At 62.7% G+C, this 15,931-nt stretch carries 12 protein-coding genes and 1 pseudogene; 1 reads left to right on the top strand and 12 read right to left on the bottom strand.

The annotated features are described in order from the left end of the window. Nucleotides 1-103: 103 nt before the first annotated feature. On the top strand, nucleotides 104-400 hold the full coding sequence (locus tag EYW47_RS36355) for a hypothetical protein (RefSeq protein ID WP_133199641.1): 297 nt from the start codon (nucleotides 104-106) through the stop codon (nucleotides 398-400). Nucleotides 401-1,087: 687 nt separating this feature from the next. On the opposite strand, the gene EYW47_RS36350 is transcribed toward EYW47_RS36355, so the two are convergent. From EYW47_RS36350 to EYW47_RS41170, 12 genes and pseudogenes are all read right to left on the bottom strand, one after another. After that, nucleotides 1,088-2,029 carry a Csu type fimbrial protein gene (locus EYW47_RS36350; RefSeq protein ID WP_133199670.1) on the bottom strand — a complete coding sequence of 314 codons (942 nt, stop codon included), beginning with the start codon at nucleotides 2,027-2,029 and terminating at the stop codon, nucleotides 1,088-1,090. A gap of 26 nt (nucleotides 2,030-2,055) precedes the next feature. Continuing rightward, entirely contained in the window at nucleotides 2,056-4,488 is a 2,433-nt protein-coding gene (locus tag EYW47_RS36345; protein ID WP_133199640.1) for a fimbria/pilus outer membrane usher protein, read from the bottom strand. 124 nt (nucleotides 4,489-4,612) lie between these two features. Beyond that, the gene (locus EYW47_RS36340) at nucleotides 4,613-5,371 is read right to left on the bottom strand and encodes a fimbrial biogenesis chaperone (RefSeq protein WP_133199639.1); all 759 of its coding nucleotides are present in this window, start codon (nucleotides 5,369-5,371) and stop codon (nucleotides 4,613-4,615) included. A 47-nt stretch (nucleotides 5,372-5,418) separates the two neighbouring features. Continuing rightward, on the bottom strand, nucleotides 5,419-5,904 hold the full coding sequence (locus EYW47_RS36335) for a Csu type fimbrial protein (protein WP_133199669.1): 486 nt from the start codon (nucleotides 5,902-5,904) through the stop codon (nucleotides 5,419-5,421). A gap of 460 nt (nucleotides 5,905-6,364) precedes the next feature. Further along, a complete protein-coding gene (gene tssJ / locus EYW47_RS36330) occupies nucleotides 6,365-6,880 on the bottom strand; it encodes a type VI secretion system lipoprotein TssJ (RefSeq protein ID WP_133199638.1) in 516 nt (171 codons plus the stop codon). Beyond that, nucleotides 6,880-8,739, bottom strand: a complete 1,860-nt coding sequence (tssF, locus tag EYW47_RS36325) for a type VI secretion system baseplate subunit TssF (protein WP_133199637.1) — start codon at nucleotides 8,737-8,739, stop codon at nucleotides 6,880-6,882. The genes tssJ and tssF overlap by 1 nt, the downstream gene beginning before the upstream one ends. Further along, a complete protein-coding gene (locus EYW47_RS36320) occupies nucleotides 8,736-12,359 on the bottom strand; it encodes an ImcF-related family protein (protein ID WP_133199636.1) in 3,624 nt (1,207 codons plus the stop codon). The genes tssF and EYW47_RS36320 overlap by 4 nt, the downstream gene beginning before the upstream one ends. Continuing rightward, the gene (locus EYW47_RS36315; RefSeq protein WP_133199635.1) at nucleotides 12,340-13,695 is read right to left on the bottom strand and encodes a hypothetical protein; all 1,356 of its coding nucleotides are present in this window, start codon (nucleotides 13,693-13,695) and stop codon (nucleotides 12,340-12,342) included. Before EYW47_RS36315 ends, EYW47_RS36320 begins: the two co-directional genes overlap by 20 nt. Then, the gene (locus EYW47_RS36310) at nucleotides 13,647-13,907 is read right to left on the bottom strand and encodes a PAAR domain-containing protein (protein WP_133199634.1); all 261 of its coding nucleotides are present in this window, start codon (nucleotides 13,905-13,907) and stop codon (nucleotides 13,647-13,649) included. The genes EYW47_RS36315 and EYW47_RS36310 overlap by 49 nt, the downstream gene beginning before the upstream one ends. Nucleotides 13,908-13,939: 32 nt before the next feature. Continuing rightward, the gene (locus tag EYW47_RS36305) at nucleotides 13,940-14,353 is read right to left on the bottom strand and encodes a hypothetical protein (RefSeq protein ID WP_133199633.1); all 414 of its coding nucleotides are present in this window, start codon (nucleotides 14,351-14,353) and stop codon (nucleotides 13,940-13,942) included. A gap of 66 nt (nucleotides 14,354-14,419) precedes the next feature. Continuing rightward, nucleotides 14,420-15,043, bottom strand: coding sequence for a hypothetical protein (locus EYW47_RS36300; protein WP_133199632.1), 624 nt, complete (start codon nucleotides 15,041-15,043; stop codon nucleotides 14,420-14,422). Next, a pseudogene (locus EYW47_RS41170) lies at nucleotides 15,040-15,931 on the bottom strand (hypothetical protein); the annotation flags it as partial. The gene EYW47_RS36300 and the pseudogene EYW47_RS41170, both read right to left, overlap by 4 nt.

The raw sequence follows: 15,931 nt of genomic DNA, 5'->3' as shown, positions 1-15,931 counted from the left end.
GCCCGTTGCCGCAAGGCTCAAGTTTCGCTGTACGCTGCCGATATGCAGATAGATGCCGTCTCAGCCCCGCGCGGCGGCGCGCGCTATCGAAGTGTTTCCGAACATGTCTCGCTCCATTTCTCCGCGGTTCGTGAAGGCCCTCTGCCTCGCGATCTGGCTAGCGTTGTTCGCGTCGAACAAGATCGCCGAACCCGCCCCCGCCTCCATGGTCGTAAGCCTCGTCGTGCAGCAAAGCTGTCTTGTGATGGAAGCCGATGCGGTCGATGCACCCGCCGTGAGCTGCCTGCACGGTGAGCCATATCTCGTTTCGAGGGGCGACGCGCCGGTCGCGCGTTTTGGGTCAGAGGTTCAGTATGCCGCGTATCGCGCCGCAAGTGCGCTCTGGATCGTCATGTTTTAAGTTGGTGTTTTGAAGTTCCTTCTGGAGTTTTTTTGGGGGGTTCTGGGGGTGTTGGCATTTCCTTGTTTTCATGTCGGTCTATTAGCGTTACCCCTGTGCGGGGCGGCACCTACTTTTCTTTGCCGCGGCAAAGAAAAGTAGGCAAAAGAAAGCCGCTTAAACCGCCAGTGTGACGCAGTTCACCACTCGACTTTAGTCGGAGCGGCTCCGGGGCGTCTGTCATCACTCGCCGCCACCCGGAGTGACTAAGGGCTCATCCATCCGGCGGCGCTCCGCGCGCCGTGGGGCATAATCAAAACCGGTGGGACCGACGCGGTTTCGTAGGACTTCCGTGCATTTGATCGGCAGTACTATCGCGCATTCGCTGGCAGCACGCCCGGTTTTCCTTGCAGACCCATCCGCCCGCGCGTAGCGCGTGGCGGGAAGAATGAGTCCTTTGTCACTAACGCGGAGTGTGCGAGGTGACGGATGCCCCGGAGCCGCTCCGATATAAGTCGAGTGGTGGACTGCGTCACACTGGCGGTTTGAGCCGCTTTCTTTTGCCTACTTTTCTTTGCGGCTGCAAAGAAAAGTAGGTGCCGCCCCGCACAGGGGCAACACCAATATACCGACATGAATACAAGGAAAGGCCAACGCACTATAACCCGAAACAAAAAACCCCCAAATCAACCTCCCCATTAACACCCTTCAAAAATATATCGTCGCCGTGATGGTATCGCTGTAGCTACCAGGCACCGGCGTACTCTGCGCCGGCACTTGCCCATAGACCGTGAAACTCTGCTGCGCCCCCGTGCCGGTGCCGGCCGCCGTCGCCGTACCTCCAGTCCCATCTCCCCAAGCACTGCTATACCGCGAATCCAAGTACAACTGATAATTAACCGCCCCGCCACCACCCGAGCGCTGCATGGCGCGCGCCCCCACGTTGCCGCTCGCGCCACCATTGAGCGCGATCTTGTACGCGTCGCCGTTCGTGCACTGCGCCGTGATCGCCCCGGTCGCCCTCAACTGCGAACTAAGCACGCCCGCCGAGCCGAACGCCACGTTCGTCGCGCTGATGTTGCAGTTGTTGATCACATTGGCATTGACCGAGAACGCAAAAGTGCCACCCGTCGCGGTAAGCGACGCGCACGTGGGCGCCACCAGCAGATAGAACTGGTAGTTGATCGACGTGGTATTGCCACCGAACGTCTGCGAATACGTCGTGCTCACGTTGTTGACGGTGGGCACCGCGGGCTGCGCCGCGCTGATCTGCCCGTAGACGGTCACTGTGGTGGTGAGCGTGGTGCCACTCGGCTTGGCCATGATGAGCGAGATGGGCGTCGTGCCCGAATAAATCGATCCCCACGGCTGCGTGTGCGCGGCGTCGCGATAGAGGTCGTAGATGAGCGCGTTCGTCCCGCTCGTGAGCGAGCGCGGGCTCGTGCCGCCCAGGCTCAGGCAAACGAGCACATCGGGCGTGAGCGTAATCACGGGCCACGTGCAGGTCACATTGATGCTGCTTGTCGCAGACACCGCGGCCCCCGCGATCGGACTCACCGAGCCGAACGAGACCGGCGTTGCCGAAGCCGAGCAGGTCTGCGCGCGCACGCCACCCGCCGCGAATAGCAGCGCGAAACACGCGCCGAGCATGAGCAGCGCGCGCTGCAGGGTACGGTTCAAGGCGCTCCTCCCTGCGAATCCTGCTGCGGCTCGCGCTGCAATATGGGATGCGAGTCAGGCTGCAAATCAGGCTGCGATACCGGCGCGCCCGACGTCTGCGGCCGGCAAACAAGCGGCCCGATGGTTTGCAACGTCTCGCCCTTACCCGGCACCCACGCGAACGATACTTCGCAGTGCTGCGGACCATCGTCGATCAGCAAATGATTCTCGGCTGCGAGACCGTCGACGAAGGTGATGCCGTCGTAGCCAACGATCGTGTCGTGCCCGCTCTCCACGTGATGCACGCGTGCGCCCACGGGCAGCGGCTTGCCCGCCGCGTCGTGCACGACGATCGACGCCGCTCGATAGCGCGTTACCGCAAAATGCGCAAGCACGCCCGACTGCGCTTGCGGCACGGCATCCATCGACGTGTCGGCAATACGCGCATCGGCAGGCAGCTTCATGGTGTCGATGGCGATCTGATTGCGCTGATACGCGTTGAGGTCCGGAATCAGCAGATGGCCGCCGCCGTCGGTGGCGCCAATCACGCGGTTCTCGTGCAGCACCGGTATGCCGGCAACGCCGTCCGTGGATACGAGCGCAAAGCCGTCGTCGATGCGCCGCGCGGGCTCTACCGTGCCGTCCATCATCACGAATGCGCCGGTCAGGTCGAACGCGCCGATCGTCTGGCTGCCCACCTGCTGCACGGAAGCCGTGGCCTCGCCGTGGCGGCCCAGGTATTGCAACTGCCCCTGGCGGTATGGCGTTGCGCCCGTGCCGCCCGCTTGCACGCCCCACCCCCAGCCGCCCGCGTAATCGGGTGGGCGCAGCGCGTTGACGTTCCAGGTTGACGCGCCGGCCTGGCGTCCCACCGTCGCGTTGACCGAGGTATTGCCGCCAAGGCCAATGCTCGCGGAAAGCAGCACACCACGCGAGTCGTGCTGGTGAAAGTCCTGGTACGCGCTCAGGTTCAGCGAAACCAGGTTGCCGAAGTTGAAGGTCCACGAAACAGAGCCGATCTTCGAAACCGGCGCCGTGGGAATCTTGTAGCCGATATAGCTGACCGAGAACGTCTGGTTGCGCAGGAAGGGAATGGCAAGCGTGACGCGATCCGTCGCGCTCGGCACCGGCGTGCCGTCACGCGCCGCCAGATCGCCATAGTTGCCGAATGCGCGGATCGTCTGCGCGTCGATCGAGACGCGCGGCGAGACGTATTGATAGCCGAGGCTCAACTGCGTGCCGGAGAGCTTGCCCGCACTGCCGGACAGCGAGCCGTTGAGCACGCCCGCCGAGCCAAGGCCGAACAGCACGCCGCCGCCCGCGTTGAAGAGACCGCCGGTCGCCTCGCCATGGGCTTCGAGCGTCAAGTGGTCGTTCACGCCGTGCCGCCACGATGCGCTCACGGCGGGCCGCGTGTCGTAGTCGAACGAATCGAGGCCGTAATTGCGGCGCAGAAAGCCCGCCTCGAACGAATAGCTCGACAGGCCCGGCGCCATCAGGCGCGTATCCACGTAGAGCGGCACCGAAGTCGCGATCGTGCGGCCCAGCGCGTCGTGCGTGATGACAGTGGCCTGCCCCGCGCCCGTGATGCCCGGCACGTCGTTGATGATGAACGGGCCGCTCGGCACGCTGCCCGTGTACTGGCGCACGCTGTTGATATAGAGGTCGACCGAGGTGGGCACGACCGCGCTGCCCGGCAGCGCCGGCACGGGAAAGGTCACGAGATCGGGCCGCAGCGCGAAGTTGCTGCGCCACTGCACGCCCGCCATGCGAATCGAGCGCGTCCACGCGAGCGACGAGGAGATCGTGTCGCCAAGCTCGGTGGTGCTCAGATCGGCGGAATTCGACATGCTCCATGAGGTGTCGTAGCGCACATAGTCGCGCCGGTCGCGATAAACATAAGCGATGCCCGTATTGCTTAGCACTCCATTTGGATCGAAATAGCGCTCCTCGCTCCACAGCGCGAATTCGGAGGCGGTGCCGCCCTGCGCGTACGCGTCGTAGTTGAACACGAAGCCGCGGCCGGACGTGGCTTGCGGCGTGGCAGCGACCCCGCGCGTGTCGAACTCGAAAGGCTTGCGGATGGCGTCGGGAATCTGCAGCTCGATCGTCTGCCTTGGCGCGTCGTAGCGGTAGCGCAGGCCGGGCAGCGTATCGAGATTGACGCTCGCATTGTCGGCAATGCCGAGCTTCGAGGTCGCCACGCCCACCTGTGCGAGGTCCTCGCCGGTGGCGAAGAAGTGCCCGTCGAGCTGCCTGAAATGCACGACCTGCGCGGTGTGCTCGCCGTTCACATCGACTTCGAGATACAGGTCACGCGTGTCCATCGCGCCGGCGTTGATCAACTGTCCCTGCGCGCGCGCCCCCGCGCTCAGGAACGCCAGCAGCGCCGCCACCGACACCACGCGCCTCGCCAGGCCAGAGCGGAACGCGCCTCGAGTTCGCTTCATTCTTCTTCGTTCGCTTCATGCTGTTCTCCGCCGTGCGCCTTGCGGGACCTTGCCCTATGGGTCATTGCATTACCGGCCGTTGCCTTGCGGGCCGTTGCCTTGCGGGTCGTTGCCTAACCGCTCATTAGCCGCCCTGCTCGACCGTCACCGTCTCCTCGACCGGGCGCGTGTTGACCGTCGCCCGCACCTTGAGCGCTCCGCCGAACTTCGCATCGGGCGGCACCGGCACGCTCCACTGCCGCCCCTGTCCGGCAAGCGCGTAGCCGAGCAGTCCGCGCGTCACGTCCCAGCGGTGGCCGCCAGCATCGAGAAGCTCAACCGCCGCGATTTGCGCGCGCTTCGCGCCGGTGTTGTCGGCACGCAGCGCATAGCCTTGTGCGGCATGCACGAGATGCCACGCAAGCAACGGCTGCGCGGCGCCGCCCGCCGGCGCCTCGACGAAGACGGGCACCGAATAGCGCAAGCGGATCGTCACGCCCTCCGTGCCTGCCGTGCCCGGCGCGGGCAATTCGTCGATCAGCAGGCGATAGCTGCGCTCGCCGCCGGCAAGCCCGACGGCTCCCGACGCCGCTTGCGTCGACTGAGCGGCGCCGGCGCCCGCAGCGGAAAATGACGCGTTCGCGCGCACGAGCCGCACGAGTTGATCGCCATGCGGCGCAACCTCGATGAGCGGGGGACTCGCGATGACATCGGTGGTGGGCGTGAGCACGTCTTCGCCGTGCGCCTGGCCCCACTGGAATACGCGCACTTGGCCGTAAAGCGGCGTGTCGCCGGGATTGCGCAATGTGAGGCCGGTGGCGTTCTCGCTCGCGGAGAACTCGATCGTGACGGGTGAGATCTGCAGCGTGGCAGCCTGCGCGGCGGCGCCGAAAAGCAGCGACAAGCATGCCGCCGTCGCGCCGCGCGCGGCATGACAAGCAAGCCGCCGCTTCAAAAGTAAACCGTCGCGGTAACTGTAGTCTGATAGGTATCCGGCTTCGGCGTGGATTGCGCCGGCACCTGGCCATACACCGTGATCGATTGCGCCGATCCGGTGCCAGTGCCCGCCACCGTGTTGGTGCCCTGTGTGTTGCCCCAGATCGTCGTATGCCCGGCATCCTGATAGAGCTGGAACCCGACGGTAGTGCTGGTGTTACCCGTGGCGGTGCCCGCCATGAGCCGGCTCGTCACGGTGGATCCGGTAACGGTGCCGGCGTCCAGACCCACGTTATAGGGCGTCGTGTTCGTGCAGGTGACGCTCAGTGTGCTCTGCTGATTGACCGCCGTGGAAAGCACCCCGTTGGTGCCGAAGCTCAGCGGATTCGCGGAGATCGCGCAATTCGCCTGAAGCGTGAGCGTGACATTGAAGGTGGCCGTTGCCGTACCGTTCGTATAGGTCGCGGCTTGCGCGAGCGGAACGACAGGCAAGACGGGCATCAAGGCAAACTGCGAGCCGACCAGCGCGGCCGCGATGTGTTTTCGTTTCATCGAATTTGCTCCTGCACGCGAATGCGCTTGGCGCATACGATATCGGGGTACCGAAAGAGCGGATTAAGAACCTAAGTGAATCGACACTTTATTTATACGAACAATGTCACACCCCGTTGAGCACAATTACATCCTGTTACAGAGAGACCATGCACATCGAATCGCTCAGGTAATCCGTGCTGAATTCGATGCGAGCTCAACCAACCTGGAATTTTTTACTGGCAAAGGCGAATGCTTCATCCACGGCCTGCATGCAGGGGGCTCTCGTGCTTCTGAGCGGGAACGCGGCTTGCTCCGTGCTGGCAAACCATTCGATAATTGGGCGTCTCATTGCGCAATACTGGCGGATATGCCGTACGCGGGACATCTTGCAGACTGATCCCTCATCGATTCCGGGTAAGCGCTGTCCTCATCGGCGCTCCGTGTCCATTTCCAGGCCGCGATCTGCCGCAACCAGCTTCACCGGATCGGTCTTCTTCCACTGCGATTTCGGCACCAGCAGCGACCATTCAGCGCTGGCGGTGTCGCGGAAGAACGCGGCCACGCCCACATAGTTCGCTGCCCCGTCCATCGGTTCGGATACCTTCACGGTCTGGCCCGGTCCCAGCGTCACGTCCTTGCTCCAGACCGTTGCATCCTTCAGCGCATCGTTGCCATAAAGCAGTTGCTCGTAGGTGGCCGTTGCAAACGGACGGTCGTCCTTCAACTGATAAATGCGCAATACAACCGGTAGCGAGACGCCGCGCCCGTCCTGGTTCAGCGCATTGCGTGCCGTGACGACGAGGTTCATCTGCTTGACCCGCGTCTCGAACACCGCCCGCGTTATGTTAGCCGTGCCGTCCCTCACGGACTGCCACATACCGCACGCGGAAACGGCCAGCGCAAGACCGATGCCAAGCGCCCATCGCATGATTCGAGTGCTCATCAGAAAGGCGCTCCCTCGAAGTCGATACGTGAATACGCGGTCTCCTCGCCGTCGATGTACAGCACGAGTTGCATGGCATGGTGGAAGCACGCGTAGCGGCCCAGGAAGCGGTTGAGCACATCGCCAAACAGCACGGCATCGCCCGGTCCGTCGAAAGCGGTCGCGTCGAGTTCGACATGTACGCGGATAACACGTTGCTCGTAGCCGCGCAGCCGCACCTGCTCCTCGGAAAACCACACGCCCCTGATTGCCTCGATGCGTCGCGAAACCTCGTCGTCTGGCGACCAGTCGTAGAGCTCCAGCACCTCATGCAGTGCCGGCGCGCCCTCCATGTGGATCCGGTTCAGTTCGTTCGCGCCGCCGGCCGTAAAGTGCCCGAGGACACGCCAGTCGTATTCCGGATGATGGCGCGGCGGATAGTGCGGCAGGCTCGGCGCCGTCAGGTTGCGCACCGATGCGATGCCGGTAAAGCCCGCTACCGTCTCGTTGATCGTCGCCCCGGCGAGCGCCATGCGCGGCAGGCGGCCGTTGTTCGCGAGCGCCCGCACGGTCAGGTAGCGGTCCGGGTGGGGACGGTCCAGATCGCCCAGTGCGTTGCGGTGCGTCCCCGCCCAAAGCTGGCCCTCCAGCGTGACCCACAGTTCCCGCCCACGCTCGCCGAAACGCGTCGAGGTATGGAAGTACCGCTCCGGTTTCTCGTAGCGCAGCATCCAGCCGCGATGCCGGAAGCTCGTGAATGCCTGATAGGCGTACCGTGCACTATCCTCCGGATCGGCGGCGATAATCTCGAGTACGTCGTATGGCTCGACATATCCAGCGACACCCGGCTGCACGCGGACGCGGTGCTCACGGTCGTGCCAGTCTGCGGGCTGTAGCGGCAGCGCATCGACCTCGAACAGGTTGATCACCGGCGTCCAGAAAAGCCGAAAGCTCCCGCGGCCGACTGGATGATCGCCGGGCATGCGCCCGTTCAGTTCGATCTCGAAGGTCATCCGTGTTTCCCCCGCCGGCACGATCGCGCTATCGAAGCCGCACAGATCGACGAAGTGAAACTTCTGCGGGAACACGAAATACTCCAGCAGCGTCTGCTCGCGGTCGAGCTGCTGGTTGCGCCCAGCGTTCGTGACCGGCCACAGCCGCGTCGACGGGCCGAAACCCGACGCCTCGAAACGCACACCTGCGAGCGGCTGCAACGCGCCGGTGCGCACCGTCGGCAAACGCAGGCCGATTGACGCCACGTGGCGCGTGAGCGCCGCGTACAGAGCCGCTGCCGCGGGCCGGTCTCCGTGCAGGTAGAGGCGGATGCGCGAGAGGTCCACATGCTCACGCTGCGCCGCCAGATGGACGCCAAACGTGAGGCGGATGAACGTGCGCCCGTCTGGGCGTACCGCGATAAGCGCGTCCTCCACCGAGAGCGGCAGCAGCTCGACGGGCTGTGTCGTCCGGTAGAGGCATTGCACCTCATCGTGACCGACCGGCGCGGAGCGCACCACGGCGCCGGCGGGAATCCGCGCCGGGGTCGAGACCGTGCGGTTCAGTGGCGCGCATTCGATGATCGACAGGGATGGAATCGCACGTGCCGCATGTTCGTACAGGTTGTCGAGCAGTGCGTCGGTCACCTCTGGCATCCCGTCGTCGAGCTTCATGCGCAGGCGCGCCACGAGCATTGCGAAGCCTTCGTCGACCGCACGAACAGGGCCTTCAGGTTCACCATAGGCCATCCCCATGCGTCGGGCGGTGTCGGGATGGGCCTGGACAAACTCGCGGCCTGCCTCGCGCAGATAGCGCATCTCCTCGTCGTAATACCTGAGGAACGGATTCCCGCTTTCGCCGGGGTTCTTCTTCCACGGCGCGGTCATGGCTGCACCTCCGGCGGCAGCGGCGGCAGGGAGGGCAGCCCGCTCAGCGAACCGGCGCGGCCCGTGACGAAGATGCGCTCCGGCATGCGCAAGCCGCGCAGTTTCAGCAGGTCCAGCGGCCCCGCGCCCGCCTGCGCGCGTAGCAGGTAGCGCAACGGCGACGCTGCATCGCCGCCCGGAGCCGAAGCGGCCTTCGTGTCCGCGCTGGCCGTGGCGCCATTCCAGACCAGCTCAAAGCGCGAATCATCGAGCGGCCTGACCTGCGCTTTTTCGAGCAGGCGCAGAAACGCCCAGTCGCCCGTGGCGTCGGACGCGATGCGTGTTCCCGCATCCAGCGTTTGCCAGGTTAGCGAAGCATGGCCGTTCAGGCCATTGCCTGGCCACACGAGCGGCGTCCACGTCTCCCGCTGGTTGAAGGAGACGATCTGCTGCCCGTCTACCGTCAGTTCCGTGCGCGTCACGTCCGGCGTGGGCTGCGGCATGATGCTGAAGTGATAACCGGCGTCTCCCTGTGCATAGAGACGAGCGCCCAGCGGGCCGATCAGCCGCAACATGGCAAGGAACTTCGGGTCAAACTGCAGCGACTGCGGCGCGAGTTCGTTCGGCACCCACTGATCGCCCTGACGCTTGAGCACGCCGGAAAGCTCGACCTCGACGAAGCGGCTGATCAACCCCGTATCGGGCCGCACATACCGGCCAAAATCGGCAAGGGAGGCGTCCGCCGCCGTCGGCGAGAACGGATAGCGCGAAGCGAACGTCGAGGCAAAGGGCGCCGCCACGGCTGTGCGCCACGCATCGTTCAGGCTCGCGGCCGCGGGCTGCAGGACGGCCTGCCACGCTGCGTCGAGCGGCTGCACGAACATCGTCTGCCCGAAGCCCGACCACTGCGCACCGAGGCTCGCGGCAGTCAGCGCCGCGTCGTCGCGCGCCTGCGTGAGGTCTGAGAGCTTGCCCTGGAAGACCGCCTGCGCGAGCGCGCGCGCCATCGACTGCGCATCGGGGCTTGACTGGATCTGCTGCAACTTCAGGCGCACGGTCGTATCCGCCGTCAGGACGCGCGAGAGGCTGACGCCGTTGAACGCGGCGGCATTCGCCGCCTTGCCGTCGCCTGCCTTGTTGCCGGCCGCCGCCGGGTTCGCGTCGCCCATCAGCGCCAGCAGCGGCCCGAACGAGCGATCCAGCGGATTGACCACCTGTGCCTGCGTCGGGTCGCTGTCGCCCCCGCCGAGCAGCCCCTGCGCCTTGCGGACCAGCGTATCGGTCAGCGCCTGCGAGGGGCGCCCCGCCTCGCCCTGGTACTGCACCGACTTCATGACCGCGAGCAGCGGCGAGGTCTGCGCATCGGTGAGGCGCGTAAGCTGGTCGATCACACCAGATAAGCTCGTCGCGGGAATCCACCGGAAGCTGTTGAGCATGCCCGCCCAAGCCGCCGTGTAGTCCGTGAAGTAACGCGTACGCAACCGCTCCCGGAGCTCGTCGGCCTCGCGCTTCGCGTCGAGCGCGGTACGAGCCGCGCCAACCGCGCCTTCGACGACCGAGGCGCTCACCTGGGCGGTCGGCTGGTCGCCGGTCAGCACCCAGTCTCCCTCGACGTGCTGTTCCTTCGCGGCGTCGTCGATCGCCTTCTCGATCACGCCGTCCCAAGCCGCGCGCGTGAAAATACCCGGTACGGTCTGCGTGGTCGTGAACAGGCCGTGCGAATCGGCACCGGCGAGCAGCGTCGCAAGCGATACGTCGGCATACTTGCCGCGCGCTTCATCAAGGACGCGCTGATAGAGCACGTCGTCGCTCGCTGCGAGGCCGATCTGGTTGACGAGCGTCGAGCGCATTTGCGTAACGAGCGGTGTCGACGCGCTGATCCGCCATTCGGGATGCGCCTTGAGGTGGTCGGACCAGAAGCCCGCGAGCTGCTGCGAGGTATCGAGCCATTCCCCCGGGCGCATGCCGGAGGGCGCAGGCCAGACGGCCAACAGTTGCGACTTGAGGAATGGCACGTCGGTACGCGCGGGCGTGGCGAGCATCAGGTACGCCTTGAGACGGTTGTAGGCGAGCTGCTGCGCGTCGTGGCTCTGCTGCTCGTCGGCGCGCACCTGAGCGAACCCGGCGAGCTGGCCTTCCAGGGCCTGCACGGCGGGCTGCTGCAGGTTGCGCATGGCGACGGTCCTGTACGGTTGCCAGAGCGAGCCCAGGAGATCATCGTTGCGCGACAGGCCCGCACGCAGGTACCAGGGCACGCCATGCGCTTTGCGGTATTCGAGCGTGTCGATCTGTTTCTGTAGCGCGAGCTGTGCGCGCAGCGCTTGCGGTGTCGCGGGCGTGGCGGCCAACGCTGCAGCAGCAGTTGATTCGGCCTCCAGAACGAGTTTCCGGTTGCCCATACCCGACACCATCAGTGCGATCGTCCAGGCGATCGCGCCGGCAAGGACGACCATCGCCAGCACATCTGGCCAGTAAATTCGTGTGCGGTGGCCACGATATTGAGGCGTGGATGCCGCGATCCTGTGCCAGACAGGCAACAGTGCGGCGGGCTGTTGGCGCATCGCGGTCTGCACCGATGGCGCTTCGGCGGGCTGCCCGGGTGTGCCGCCGCCGTTGGCGAGCGGCACTGGCACGACGGGCGCGCCTGAAAAAACTGGCGCGAACATGACGCCCGCCAGCGGTGCGCGCAGCCAGTTCGACGCCGCCAGCCCTCGCAGACCCTCGACGATGCGCTCGCCATGGTCGCCGATGTACTTCGAGACCTCCATCAGCCACTTCACGTGATTATTCTGAGTGCACAGGTGCACGCCTGCGTCGGCTGACCTATGCTCGACCTCGCCCAGCAGTTCCGGCAGTCTCTCGACCGCGGCCAGCGCCTGTCTGCGCGCCTCGTTCGGCATGAAGACGCCGACGGCGTCGAAACGCTCCGACGGATTGCCGTGCGCCTCGACCGGATGCAGGAACGTAACGGGCGCGGCCCAGCCGAGCGCGGTGCCAAGCGTTGAAAGCGCGCGCGGCAACTCCGTGTCGGTATCCCCGGCGCGCGCAACGTGGACCAGGCCGTCGACCGGATAGCGGCGGCGCAACTGCCGGATCTGGCCAAGCCACTTCGCCGCCTCGATACCGTCCGGTGCCGCGTGGACGAGGATGATCTCGTCAACGTGCAGGACGCCCGCCTGCTTGAGACCGGGCGCGACCTGATCGACCCGATCGTTATCGCCATGCACCAGCAGCCAGCGCAGATGGCGGCGCCAGAACCAGCCGTGCGCGACGCGCAGTTCGTCGGACATGCGTTGCAGCCGTGCGTCGCGCTTGAGCGGCTTTTCGGCCTTTACGCTATCGCCGACCTCCCGGCGAAACAATCGCCCGGTGAATGCGTAGGTACCCGTAGCAAACAGGACAAGATGAGCAACGACGACAAACGCGAAGGCCGAGAGAATGCCGACGATCACCCACAGTCGCGACTCGCGGGACGTCATGCCGTCGATTTCGCCGTGCAGCGATACGTAGCCGATCGCGAGCAGGGCCACGCTCAGGGCCATGACCGGAAACCCCCAGATCGCGAGACGGCTGGATGAACTGGATTCTTCCGCCGTTGATGCGGGCTCGATCGAGAGCAGGTTAAGCCTGGGGTCTGTCATCGGAAATCCGGTGGTTGTCGATTGTGTTGAGCGTCAAACGCAGGACTGCAGACTGCATGTCGTCGATGATGAGTTGCGGGCCATCTGCCATGCCCGATTCGATGGCTGCTGCAACGGACAGCCAACCACTGCCGTCGCCGAAATCGCCTACGATGCGGTCGGGCCTGCGCTGCGCGTCGCCTTTCGTAATGGCGTCCATATGGGCCGCGTAAAGCGCCTTGTCGCATCCGTTGACGGGCCGGGTAATCCACGCGCCTACGAGCGAGGTATAGGCCGCCTTGCCCCATAGCGCGGCATTGGCGAAACCATACGCGGCTCCGCCGGGAAGGCCCCGGACGGGCCGGTGCAGCAGTGCCGCGACCCTGACCTGTTCCGGCAACCGAAAGTAACCCGCCGCGAGCAGCACGGCCACGCATCCCTCGGTACTGTCTTCAGGTGGCCCGCTCTCGTGCCAGGCCGTCGCCACGACGAGCAGCGGGCGCGCTTCCCTCGCGTCGAGCCACGCATCGGCCACCATCAACCCGTCCGAAGCCGGTACCGCCTGTACCGCCAGCGATGGCAGGCCCGCGATACGCAGCGCCTCGACGACCCGTGCGACGTCCGCCTGCTCCCTGCCCGATGGACTCAGTACGCGAACCTGCGGCCACCAGACCCGCTCGTAGCACGTCAGGGCGCGCAGGCTCCCGGAAAGCTGCTCAAGCGTCTGGGCAATCTTGAGCGTCAGCAGCGGTACCGATTGCGTCGCCTGTTTCGCGTCCAGACTTTCTTCGCAATCCTCATGACTCGCCGTAGCGGGAGCATCGACCATCCAGTTCGCATCTTCAAAGCGCGCGTGGGAAACGCGCTCCAGGCCGGTGCGCGGTATCTGCTCAACGGAAAGGCATTTCCCGGCGGCAATCGCACCGGCAAGCGTTTGTCGATCAAACGGCTGTCTGCCAAGTGGAAGGCAGTAGCCGACACCGAGCACCTGGAGGGGTCTCTGCGCCGTACGTAGCCGCTCCGCCAGCCATCGGTTCCGATGATGGTTACGCCAGTGCGCCCGATACCACAGGCCCTCGTAGCCGGTACGTTCGATGCCGAACAACCCCACGAAGGTACCGTTTGAAATACCAATGAAGCAGAACCAGAACCATCCCCCGCTCGCCGGTTGCCCCTTCGGCCAGAGCAGCATGGCAATGGCGACGCCCACCACGTTGCAGGCGAGCCAGATGCAGAACCACCACGGCCAGAACCGGGGACGGCGTGGATAGGCGCTCGGGCGACGCGCTGGAGAAAGATCGACCGGCATCAGGCGATATTGACGTTCTGGAGCGACGAGATCAGCCGGCAGCCGCACGCGCAGCGGTCATGGTGCATGGCGACCGCCTTGCCGTCGCGGTCGGGGAACTTGTCGTAACCCTCGGCGATGACAGTCGGGCCGTGCTGCGCGCAGAGCGCCGCGTCGCCCTTGCGGGCGAGCGGCCTGCCCATGAAGTTGGTCCACGGTGAGCCACCCGTTACTTCGCCGCCGTGTTCGAGTTCGTCACCCGTGCGGACAGGAGATTTCATAGCAAATTGTTCCGATTCGTACCGATAGCAAATCATTGAGTTCGGCATGACCTCTGGATCAGCAAGATATTATCTAAACGCTGCCTTGCGAAATTAAGAGCCATTTCACTACCAACCCAGCCAACAAGATTGGATGCTTGCTTTCCAACATTAACCTCCATACGTGCAGCTTCGCTCAAATAATCCACCACAAAGCTTGCGCATGCAGCTCCATTTTTTATATTGATATCTTCATTTAGTTTAGCTATTTGACTGTTTATATCGGCAACGCCCTCGTCATAGCACTGCTGAACAATCATTCCACAGCCAGCCTGACAATTTAGGCGATCAAGTTTAGTGCGATTCATACACTGAGCGTAAGCATCCGCACTCGGCACTTTTGAAAATGCACTGCAAGATACCAGTGTCATCAACATCAATGAAAGGATAGAGAATGCGCTCTTCATAGAAATAATCCTTTATACCGGCCCCGACAGATCGACCACTACTGTAGTATGCCTCGGGATTTAAAATCACTTGACCCAATTGAACAGCCTGTTGCAGGCTTTGTTGTTGATTACCTTTGTCTTTCCTGTTTTTATTTCAATCACGTCAACTTCAGGGTCTGATCCGCACTGGTGCCGATCCACTGATATATATTTTCCATCGAACGATATAACGGGGATCATATCCGAAGAGGCCTCCTCTTCTAACTTAGACTTGCTCACAGTAGTTCTATAGAAACCCGGTTTTTCAACCAGATTCCTGTCGCTTCCGATTTTCCCAACAACCGCCACAAAACTCAAAGGCGAAACAGCAACCGGGACCATTGATGCATAAATACTCGCCTTGATATTTATGTCCGATAGAAAGCCTACGTGCGGGGCTGCGCGCCTTACGTGAACAGGCGTGCCAGCCTTGCAACGACTTAACTCGCCGACAGGAACGTAGCTGGTACCCGAGACGATAACCGCCTCACCATCCGAACTCAGCGTAACGTCAATGGGTTCCTCGTCTACCAAACAGTGCAAGGCACCGACCTTCGTCTGCACAGACAAATTGAAAGCTCCTGCCGTGTTCGTGACGCTAGCAGTATTACAGTGGGCTTGGACTGAGGAAGCGAGCAGACCGACAAATACGAGCGCATTAATTTTCACAGAAGAACCTCCTTGATCATACGGGTATACTTGATTCGCTTATCAATCCCGATAAGCGCACCATTGATGCCATTTGTGACATCTTTTATTACCCGCTCCTCTTTTGCCAGTTCAACTGCGGTTTTCGGTATATTAAAACTGTCAGCATCCATAGCTCGGACAACCTTCGGTCTGAAGCAGGTTACATACCACGCTCCAGAGTCCAAGCAATTCGCTGGCTCTGTTGCAATAACCTTAGGACTATCAACGCGCGCAGGAATTTTTGTCATCAGTGCGCGATGTTTCGCGTGATATTGGGGATCGCTCCACCAAAACGCAGTAAAACTCGATTGCCGAATCCACGCTCGATATAACCAATAGTCCGCGTAATTACTTCTGAAGGTAAGCTGCTTAAACCCGCGACCGCGGAATTTTTGAGCATCCTCTCTATCGCAGTTCCCACCCCTCCAGTCATATGATGAGGTTATTAAACCACCATTTGAGCTGTACTTGGCCAATCTGTAATATGGGTCATCCTCAGACGAAATTGCACCGTACCAATGCCCAAGATCTTTCTCTGATTTTACCGACATTGGATTGATGTTAGTGCCGTAACCAGCGGTTGCGGTCACATTACCCACCATACTCGACTCCTGCATAGCACAGAGAAAGTTGGATTCCACAGCACCTTGCCCTAAGAAGTGCGATTGTTTCAAATAATTCAACATCCCGTATTTTCGCAGAGAGAAGTTCAGGGGTTTTCTGTACTTCTCTCGGATAGCGTCCGCGTTTCCAGACATATGACTGTCTGGATAAATCAATGCGAACTCATCTTTTGTGAACCAAGCACACTTCCTGAAATGCCGGATAAACGCGAGCGGATGGAAAAACCACAGCTTCTGCCCGGCC

Origin of the sequence: Paraburkholderia silviterrae, assembly GCF_004353915.1 — a bacterium.
Taxonomy (GTDB): domain Bacteria; phylum Pseudomonadota; class Gammaproteobacteria; order Burkholderiales; family Burkholderiaceae; genus Paraburkholderia; species Paraburkholderia silviterrae.
This window is presented reverse-complemented; position numbering and strand designations above follow the sequence as displayed.

Excerpts from the sequence above, each read along its gene's own strand:
- EYW47_RS36320 (WP_133199636.1), bottom strand. The coding sequence starts at position 12,359 with ATGACAGACCCCAGGCTTAACCTGCTCTCGATCGAGCCCGCATCAACG.
- EYW47_RS36305 (WP_133199633.1), bottom strand. The coding sequence starts at position 14,353 with ATGAAGAGCGCATTCTCTATCCTTTCATTGATGTTGATGACACTGGTA.
- EYW47_RS36345 (WP_133199640.1), bottom strand. The coding sequence starts at position 4,488 with ATGAAGCGAACTCGAGGCGCGTTCCGCTCTGGCCTGGCGAGGCGCGTG.
- EYW47_RS36355 (WP_133199641.1), top strand. The coding sequence starts at position 104 with ATGTCTCGCTCCATTTCTCCGCGGTTCGTGAAGGCCCTCTGCCTCGCG.
- EYW47_RS36335 (WP_133199669.1), bottom strand. The coding sequence starts at position 5,904 with ATGCCCGTCTTGCCTGTCGTTCCGCTCGCGCAAGCCGCGACCTATACG.
- EYW47_RS36350 (WP_133199670.1), bottom strand. The coding sequence starts at position 2,029 with ATGCTCGGCGCGTGTTTCGCGCTGCTATTCGCGGCGGGTGGCGTGCGC.
- tssJ (WP_133199638.1), bottom strand. The coding sequence starts at position 6,880 with ATGAGCACTCGAATCATGCGATGGGCGCTTGGCATCGGTCTTGCGCTG.
- tssF (WP_133199637.1), bottom strand. The coding sequence starts at position 8,739 with ATGACCGCGCCGTGGAAGAAGAACCCCGGCGAAAGCGGGAATCCGTTC.
- EYW47_RS36310 (WP_133199634.1), bottom strand. The coding sequence starts at position 13,907 with ATGAAATCTCCTGTCCGCACGGGTGACGAACTCGAACACGGCGGCGAA.